The sequence below is a fragment of the Flavobacterium chryseum genome (genome assembly GCF_004362015.1).
GTDB lineage: Bacteria > Bacteroidota > Bacteroidia > Flavobacteriales > Flavobacteriaceae > Flavobacterium.
Genome location: NZ_SNWW01000005.1, coordinates 410,084 through 418,074, shown reverse-complemented (window position 1 = coordinate 418,074; position 7,991 = coordinate 410,084). Strand labels below are relative to the sequence as shown.

Annotated in this window: 4 protein-coding genes and 1 other RNA gene; 1 reads left to right on the top strand and 4 read right to left on the bottom strand. The window is 33.9% G+C overall.

Features of this window, described 5'->3' with window-relative positions; genetic code table 11:
• Positions 1–72: 72 nt before the first annotated feature.
• Together ssrA and EV143_RS12475 are read right to left on the bottom strand one after the other, a co-directional pair.
• Positions 73–468, bottom strand: a transfer-messenger RNA (tmRNA) gene (gene ssrA, locus EV143_RS12480).
• Between the two features lie 67 nt (positions 469–535).
• Positions 536–1,741, bottom strand: coding sequence for a serine hydrolase domain-containing protein (locus tag EV143_RS12475; RefSeq protein ID WP_133508273.1), 1,206 nt, complete (start codon positions 1,739–1,741; stop codon positions 536–538).
• Positions 1,742–1,980: 239 nt separating this feature from the next.
• On the opposite strand from EV143_RS12475, the gene EV143_RS12470 reads away from it, so the two are divergent.
• Positions 1,981–3,183, top strand: a complete 1,203-nt coding sequence (locus EV143_RS12470; protein ID WP_133508263.1) for an NAD(P)-dependent oxidoreductase — start codon at positions 1,981–1,983, stop codon at positions 3,181–3,183.
• A gap of 122 nt (positions 3,184–3,305) precedes the next feature.
• Here EV143_RS12470 and fumC read toward each other — a convergent pair whose 3' ends face one another.
• Entirely contained in the window at positions 3,306–4,691 is a 1,386-nt protein-coding gene (fumC, locus tag EV143_RS12465; RefSeq protein WP_133508262.1) for a class II fumarate hydratase, read from the bottom strand.
• Positions 4,692–5,423: 732 nt separating this feature from the next.
• Positions 5,424–7,931 (bottom strand): outer membrane beta-barrel family protein, encoded by a 2,508-nt coding sequence (locus EV143_RS12460; protein WP_133508261.1) that lies wholly within the window; start codon positions 7,929–7,931, stop codon positions 5,424–5,426.
• Positions 7,932–7,991: the final 60 nt, after the last annotated feature.

The window sequence follows — 7,991 nt, the reverse complement described above, 5'->3', positions numbered from 1 at the left end:
TTTGTAATTCTGTTCACTTTTTGTTCTCTAAAATTAAGAACTCATTGTAAACCCCTGTATTTACAGGGGTTTTAGTGGAGTCGCCGGGAATCGAACCCGGGTCCAAACAAGCAACTAAAGAGCTTTCTACGCGTTTATTTCCTGATTAGATTTTCGATGTTAAGCTAGGTCAGGAACAACCACTCAACACTTATCTTCTTAATTTCGAAATCCACCCGAAGCTCATGGAAATCTAGGTCTACTTTTACGGTTCCCCTATATTGACCGCCATAAACCAAGGCTTTCAAGGAGAATCCAGCTTCCCTATCTGATAGGGACGTGGCTAATCTTACTATAATTCAGATTATGCAGCTAAAGCGTAGTTATTTTCGCCGTGTAAAATTGTAAGATCTTATATTTACGAGCAAGGTCTCAATGCTCGACGTGCTTACTTTCCAATTCGACTTGCTGTCAAAACCAGTCGACCCCAAAAATGAGTTTGCAAATTTATACTATTTGAAGTTAGTTTCGTAATAAATTTTTAAGAAAAATTATTCTATTCGTCATCTTTAAAAACAAACGGATAATCGCCAAAAATTGGAGCCAATTTTCGAACTGCATACGTTTTTCTTGTCATCTTATTTGATAAAGCAATAATAGTAACATGTTCTTTCATCAACGGAATATAAGATGAGGTATTTCCGTGCCACCAACCGTTATGAAAGTAAAAATTTTGACCAGTATCCCAATTGATCATTCGAATTCCTAAACCATAATTTTTCGTGCCTTTACGTTCATTACTATAACCGGTATAAACTTGTTTTAGCAATTCAGGTTTTAAAAAATCAGGTGAATTTCTGGCTCTGTCGAATTTTAAAAGATCTCTTACGGTTGAAAAAATATTTTTATCTCCATAAACATTATCCAGATAATCAAAACCAATTTCTGCATTGTTTCCTTTATAAGAAGGTACTATATTTTTTCTGTCTTTATCATCATCAAAAACATAAGTGTGCGTCATTCCCAATGGTTTAAAAATCATTTGGCTCATTGCCTCTTTATATTTTAATCCTGTGATTTTTTCAATGATCAGTGCCAGCATTGCATAATTGGTATTACAATAACTGAAACGTGTTCCGGGAGTTGATTCTAAACCAATATCTTTTGTAGCTAAGATGTCTAAAATATCTTTATTGGTTAACTGATTGTGCCTGTCCCAAACTGATTTATCGTGATCGGTGAAATAAGCATAATTTCGCATTCCGGTTCTATGAGATAAAAGCATTCTGATCGTGCAGGCTTCATAAGGAAACGTTTTTAAAATCGTATTCACTTTCTGATCCAAGTCTATTTTACCCGCATTAACAAGTTTTAATACTGCTGTAGCAGTCAAAACCTTACTTACAGATGCAATTTGTACAGACGTTTCTGCGGTTATTTTTGTGCCTTCATTTTTGTTGGCATAACCATTATATCTTTCAAAAATAATCTGTCCGTTTCTTGCGACCAAAAAACTTCCGTTCATACTGTTGTTAGGCCAGTTTTTAGTATAAAAATGATTTATTCTGCCCGTAACCGAATTTATATAGGCTTGTGATATTTTTTTTTCAGGACCTAATGGCTTCATTTTAGGTAGCGTATCTTCTTGTACCGCTACTGTTTCTTTTTTTGTTGCTTTATTATCTTTTCCACATGAACCTAAAACTAAAATTAGGAAAAGTATTTGTGGTATATTTGTTTTTTTAAGGAAGCTCATTTTCATCATTCTTTAAAACAAATATATAGAATTCAATATTTATGTTTTCGGCTTTTCGATCTCTGGAAAAGTATTTTTTAACATAATCTTAACTTCTTTTTTTGTTACTTGATTGTACGTCAGTATTTAACGTTATAAAAATGTTTGAAATTGAAAAATCCCAACAAAAATTTAACTAATTTTGTTATATTTGAAACAAATTGAATTCAAAAAGTTATATTAATCTTTATCTTATTCAGCAATAAATGAAATTTGGAATTATAAAAGAAAGAAAAAACCCACCAGACAGACGTGTGGTATTTGCACCAACTGAACTTGTAAAACTAAAAGAACGCTTTCCTGACGCCATCATTGAGGTAGAAAGCTCAGATATTAGAATTTTTTCTGACATTCAATATAAAAGTTTGGGGATAACTATTACAGATGACGTTTCGGATTGCGATGTTTTATTTGGAGTAAAAGAAGTTCCTGTTGAAAATTTAATTCCAAATAAATCATATTTCTTTTTTTCACATACTATAAAGAAGCAGCCTTATAATAGAAAATTACTAAAAGCTATTTTAGAGAAAAATATCGATTTGTACGATCATGAAACTATTGTTGATGCAGAAAATCGAAGATTAATTGGTTTTGGAAAATATGCCGGAATGGTTGGGGTTTATAACGGAATTCGCGCTTTCGGAATTAAATTTGAGTTATTTAAATTGCCAAAAGCAGAAACTTTAGATGGAAAAGAGGCTCTGATTATGCAATTGAAACGTATAACAATGCCAGCTTTAAAATTTGTTGTAACCGGAACCGGAAAAGTAGGAAGCGGAGCAAAAGAAATTTTAGATGCCATTAAAATAAAAGAAATTACGGTAGATAATTATTTAAATAAAAAATATACACAGGCTGTTTATGTACAGCTGGATGTTTTGGATTATAACAAAAGAATTGACGGACAGGTTCTTGATTTTAATGATTTTGTAAATCATCCTCAAGAATATGTTTCTGATTTTGAAAAATTTACAAAGGTTTCGGATGTTTATTTTGCAGGTCACTTTCATGCAAGTGGTGCTCCAATGATTTTGACAAGAGAAATGTTAAACGCCAGCGATTGCAAATTGAAAGTTGTCGCAGATATTTCATGTGATGTAGGCGGACCAATTGCCAGTACTTTGAGGTCATCAACAATTGCGGAACCTTTATATGGCTATTTTCCTTTAGAAGATAAAGAAGTAGATGTTTTTCATCCTGCGGCGGTTGTCGTAATGGCTGTTGATAATTTGCCTTGTGAAATCCCAAAAGATGCTAGCGAAGGTTTTGGAGAACAATTTATGGAACACGTAATTCCAGCCTTTTTTAACGGAGATAAAGACGGAATCCTACAAAGAGCCAAAATAACCGAAAAAGGAAAGTTAACGCCAAGATTTAGTTATTTGCAAGACTACGTTGACGGAAAGTAATTATTAATTGTTAATTATAAATTGTTAGTTGTTAATTAAAAAAAGCGCTTTCTTAAATTAAGAAGCGCTTTTTTTATGAAGCAGTACTAAAAACAATTAATAATTTATAATTAACAATTAGATCAAACCATTTCTTCCGGTTTTACCCAGGCATCAAAATCTTCAGGAGTTACGTAACCTAAACGAACGGCTTCGTCTTTTAGCGTAGTTCCGTTTTTGTGGGCTGTTTGTGCAATTTCCGCAGCTTTGTAATATCCGATTTTTGTGTTTAAGGCGGTAACTAACATTAACGAATTATCTACTAATTCTTTGATACGTTTATAATTTGGTTCGATTCCCTGAGCGCAATGTTCATCAAATGAAACGCAGGCATCGCCCAATAAACGTGCCGATTGTAGGAAGTTGGCTGCCATTACAGGTTTAAAAACGTTCAATTCATAATGTCCCTGCATTCCGCCAACAGCAATCGCCATATCATTCCCAATAACTTGTGCGCAAACCATTGTAAGCGCTTCACATTGAGTTGGATTTACTTTTCCGGGCATAATAGAAGATCCCGGTTCATTTTCAGGAATATGAATTTCGCCAATTCCGGAACGTGGGCCAGAAGCTAACATTCTAATATCGTTGGCAATTTTATTTAAGGAAACTGCTAATTGTTTTAAAGCACCGTGAGTTTCAACAATTGCATCGTGCGCAGCCAAAGCTTCAAACTTGTTTTCAGCAGTTACAAATGGATGATTGGTGAATTGTGCAATATATTCAGCCACTTTTACGTCGTAACCTTTTGGAGTATTTAATCCGGTTCCTACTGCGGTTCCGCCCAAAGCGATTTCAGATAAGTGCGCTAAAGTGTTTTTAAGTGCTTTTAATCCGTAAGCTAATTGTGCGGCATAACCTGAAATTTCCTGTCCTAAAGTTAGTGGCGTTGCATCCATAAGATGTGTACGGCCAATTTTTACAACGTCTTTAAATTCTGCTGCTTTTGCGGCTAAAGTTGCCTGTAATTTTTCGACTCCAGGAATGGTAGTTTCAATCACAACTTTATAAGCTGCAATGTGCATCGCAGTCGGGAAGGTGTCATTTGAGGATTGCGATTTATTGACATCATCATTAGCTTTAATAAATGGTTCGCCTTCGCCAATTTCGAATCCTTTTAAAACTTGTGCGCGATTAGCAATAACTTCATTAACGTTCATGTTGCTTTGCGTTCCTGAACCGGTTTGCCAAATCACTAACGGAAATTCATCTTTTAATTCTCCGGCCAAAATTTCATCGCAAACTGCTGCAATAGCATCTCTTTTTTCGGCAGGTAAAACGCCTAAATCGGCATTGGCATAAGCGGCTGCTTTTTTAAGATAAGCAAAACCTTCAATGATTTCCTGTGGCATTGATGCTGACGGTCCGATTTTGAAATTGTTTCTTGAACGCTCTGTTTGTGCTCCCCAATATTTATCTGCCGGAACCTGAACTTCGCCCATTGTGTCTTTTTCTATTCTGTATTTCATTTTTTTATTTGTAAAAAGTTATATGTAAAATGTATTCTGTAGTTGTAAATGGAACGCGGATGATGCTGATTTACTTCGTAAAAAACGCTGATCAAAACGGATTTTTATTTTAATGTTTAAAATTTCTTTTGAAAACGATTGCCCTAGCCCTGATGGAAACGGCATCCTTTTATGGTGGGGTTCACCATAAAAGATATAGTGGACATCAGGAAATAGCTCCTAAAAACACTCATATTCTTCTTGTTTAAGACAGTTAAATATTTATCTGAAAAAATCCTTATTTAAAATGAGTTTAAATATACGGATAATTGTGATTTTATAAAAATTGATTTGGATTTTATTGCTAACGAAAAATATATAACATACATTTGTCATTACATTCAAAAATTCCGGAAAACATGTTTGAATTTTCACAGTACTTAGGTTTTTTACTTTTCTTGACCATACTAACTATAGGGTTTTGGTTGATGTTTTTCTTAGTTGGTTTCGTATCTTATTGGGTTACGGGAGCAAGCTGGGAAATGTTCAAAGAGAAAAGAGCTAAAAAAAGACAACAACAATCAATTTAATTTTAAATTGATTTCATAAAAAAGGACCCGTTTATACGAGTCCTTTTTTTTATGGCAAAAAAATAAATCCAATAAAAAAATTCCAAATTCCAATTTTATAAAACTTAATTATTAAGTCTGACTAATTGGAATCTGGAATTTTTGCTTTGAATTTTAAACTATATTATCCAGGAAAATCTCCACCGCCGTCATTTCCTCCTTCTTTCTGAGCAGGATTTTTTTCTCTTTCATTTTTAGCTTTGTTAAAACGATAGGTAAACGATAAATTAAACTGACGTTTACGGAACTGCATTTCGCTATAAGATGTCTGGCTCTCAAGAGTTGTGTCATTTTGAAGATAAGTGTAAGATCTCATGATTCTTGAGTTGAAAATATCACTAATATTAAAAGCAATTGTACCTTTATCTTTCATTACATCTTTACTAAAAGAAGTGTTCAATCCAAATTGACCTAAGTTTTTACCTTGTGCTGTTTTTTGTTCGCCATTGTAATTACCGCTTAATTGCCAGTCTATTTTGTATGGTAAAGTTACTTTAGAACTAATTCTGGCAGACCAGGTATTAGCCTCATTATCCAGATTTTGAACAATTAAATTCCCCTTAGTGTCTGTATAAGAGTTTTCTCCTGTTGTTTTTACATTGTATAAATTGAAATTACTGTTTAATCTCCACCATTTAAATGGCGTGTAATTTAACGTAAATTCGAAACCATATTTTTGCTCTTTTCCTAAATTAATTGGTCTGCTTTTAATAACCGGAATACCATCGACTGTTTCACCCGGAGCAGGAGTTACGACCTCACCATCTGGAGTTACAACATCGCCCGTAGGAGATCTTACAAAACTAAAAACATCCTTTGTATCTTCAAAATAGGCTGAAGTATTAAAAGTTACCTTGTCCCAACGTTTGATATATCCAATATCATATTTATCTGTTAGAGATGGATCTAAATCCGGATTTCCCTGAAAGATATTTACATTACTTGAATAGTTTACTGCCGGGTTCATGAAACGACCTCGTGGTCTTGATAAACGTTTGCTGTAACTTGCTGTGAAGTTGCTTTGATCTGAAATTTCATAACTGATAAAAGCACTTGGAAACAAATTGTTATACTTTTTTGTATTAAAATCATTGGTATCTAATAAGTTTACCTGAATATTAGTGTCTTCCCAACGCAAACCAAATAAGTAAGAGAATTTGTTTACCTTAAAGCCATACTGTGTATAGATCGCGTTGATGTTTTCTTTGTATTCTAAAGTGTTAGATAAATCAGTATCTATTGCACCCTGATTATTCGTAACAAAATATTCATTGTTTAAATCTCCAAAACTTCCCTTATATCCGGCTTCAAACTGACTTGCTTCACCTAACGGCAAAACATAATCAGCTTGTAATAAAACTTGTTTTTGAACCTGATCGTTTAATGTAGTGTTGAAATTTGGAGACGCTGTAATAATACTATTACTATCATCTGTATTTCTTGAAATAGATAAATCAGCGGTAAGTTTATGACCTTTATCGTTGAAGTTTTTAATTAAGTTTGAAGTATATTCTACATTTTCACTTCCCGTATCTGCATTATTCAATCGGAATGAAGATCCTGTAAAAGCATGGGCAGCATCAAAATTATTATAATTGATTAAATCTGTGTCTTCTCCCGTATTTTTTTGATAATTGATAGCATTTGTCCAGAAAGTAGTTGGTGTTAATGTCCATTCTACACCGGCTCTCCCGTTAAAACCATCTCTTGTTCTTTTGGTATCACGATCTTCATCTAAATAACCTTTTGGAGTTCCGTTGGCATTTAAATATTCAGTGTTGGTTTCACCGCCACCTTCGTTAGTTCTGTAATTATAACCTGCAGTTGTAAAATAGTTTAACTTTTCAGTTTTATAATTTAAATTGGCGCTTAATCCGTAAGTTTCAGGAAGACCTGTAGAAGCAATAAAAGTTCCGTTAAACCCTTGATTTTTACCTTTTTTCAAAATAATATTAATCAAACCCGACCCACCTTCTGCATCATAACGCGCTGAAGGATTCGTAATAACTTCAACTTTATCAATAGCATCTGCCGGAAGCTGACGTAAAGCTTCGGCAACGTTAATCGCGGTTGAAGGCCTTCCGTCAATTAAAATTCGGATATTATCACTTCCTCTTAAACTCACATTTCCTTCAGTATCAACAGAAACCGATGGTACATTGTCTAAAACGTCACTAACAGTTCCGCCTTTTACCATCATATCCTGACCAACATTGTATACTTTTTTGTCGAGTTTTATTTCTACAGTAGATTTTTCAGCACGAACGACAACTTCGTTAAGTTGTGCCGCATCTTCAGATAGGTTAATATCACCTAAATTGGTATTCTCCAGCACACTTTTTTGTTTTATTTCTGTTGCTTTAAACGAAATAAATTCAATTTTTATATCATAAGTTCCCGGTGCTACGGCAACTTCAAATTCTCCTTTAGGATTTGTTATTCCACCAGAAATAACTTTAGTGTCATTTGGTGCTGTAATCGAAATTGTAGCATATTCAAGAGGTTGTTTGCTTACTTTTTCGAAAACTTTTCCGGTAACTTTTACTTTGTTACCAGCGGGCGGTTGTTGTGCGTAATTGTAAAAACTTGTAAAAAACAATACAAGTAATAGAGCCAATTTAATTTTTTTCATTTTAATTTCTGGTTTCTTTTTCCTTTTAGACCGCAAATGTAGCTTTTGGTTTAATGGGAG

What these genes read in the sequence shown, in the direction of transcription:
- fumC (WP_133508262.1), bottom strand. Translation starts at nt 4,691, where the DNA reads ATGAAATACAGAATAGAAAAAGACACAATGGGCGAAGTTCAGGTTCCG.
- EV143_RS12470 (WP_133508263.1), top strand. Translation starts at nt 1,981, where the DNA reads ATGAAATTTGGAATTATAAAAGAAAGAAAAAACCCACCAGACAGACGT.
- EV143_RS12475 (WP_133508273.1), bottom strand. Translation starts at nt 1,741, where the DNA reads ATGAAAATGAGCTTCCTTAAAAAAACAAATATACCACAAATACTTTTC.
- EV143_RS12460 (WP_133508261.1), bottom strand. Translation starts at nt 7,931, where the DNA reads ATGAAAAAAATTAAATTGGCTCTATTACTTGTATTGTTTTTTACAAGT.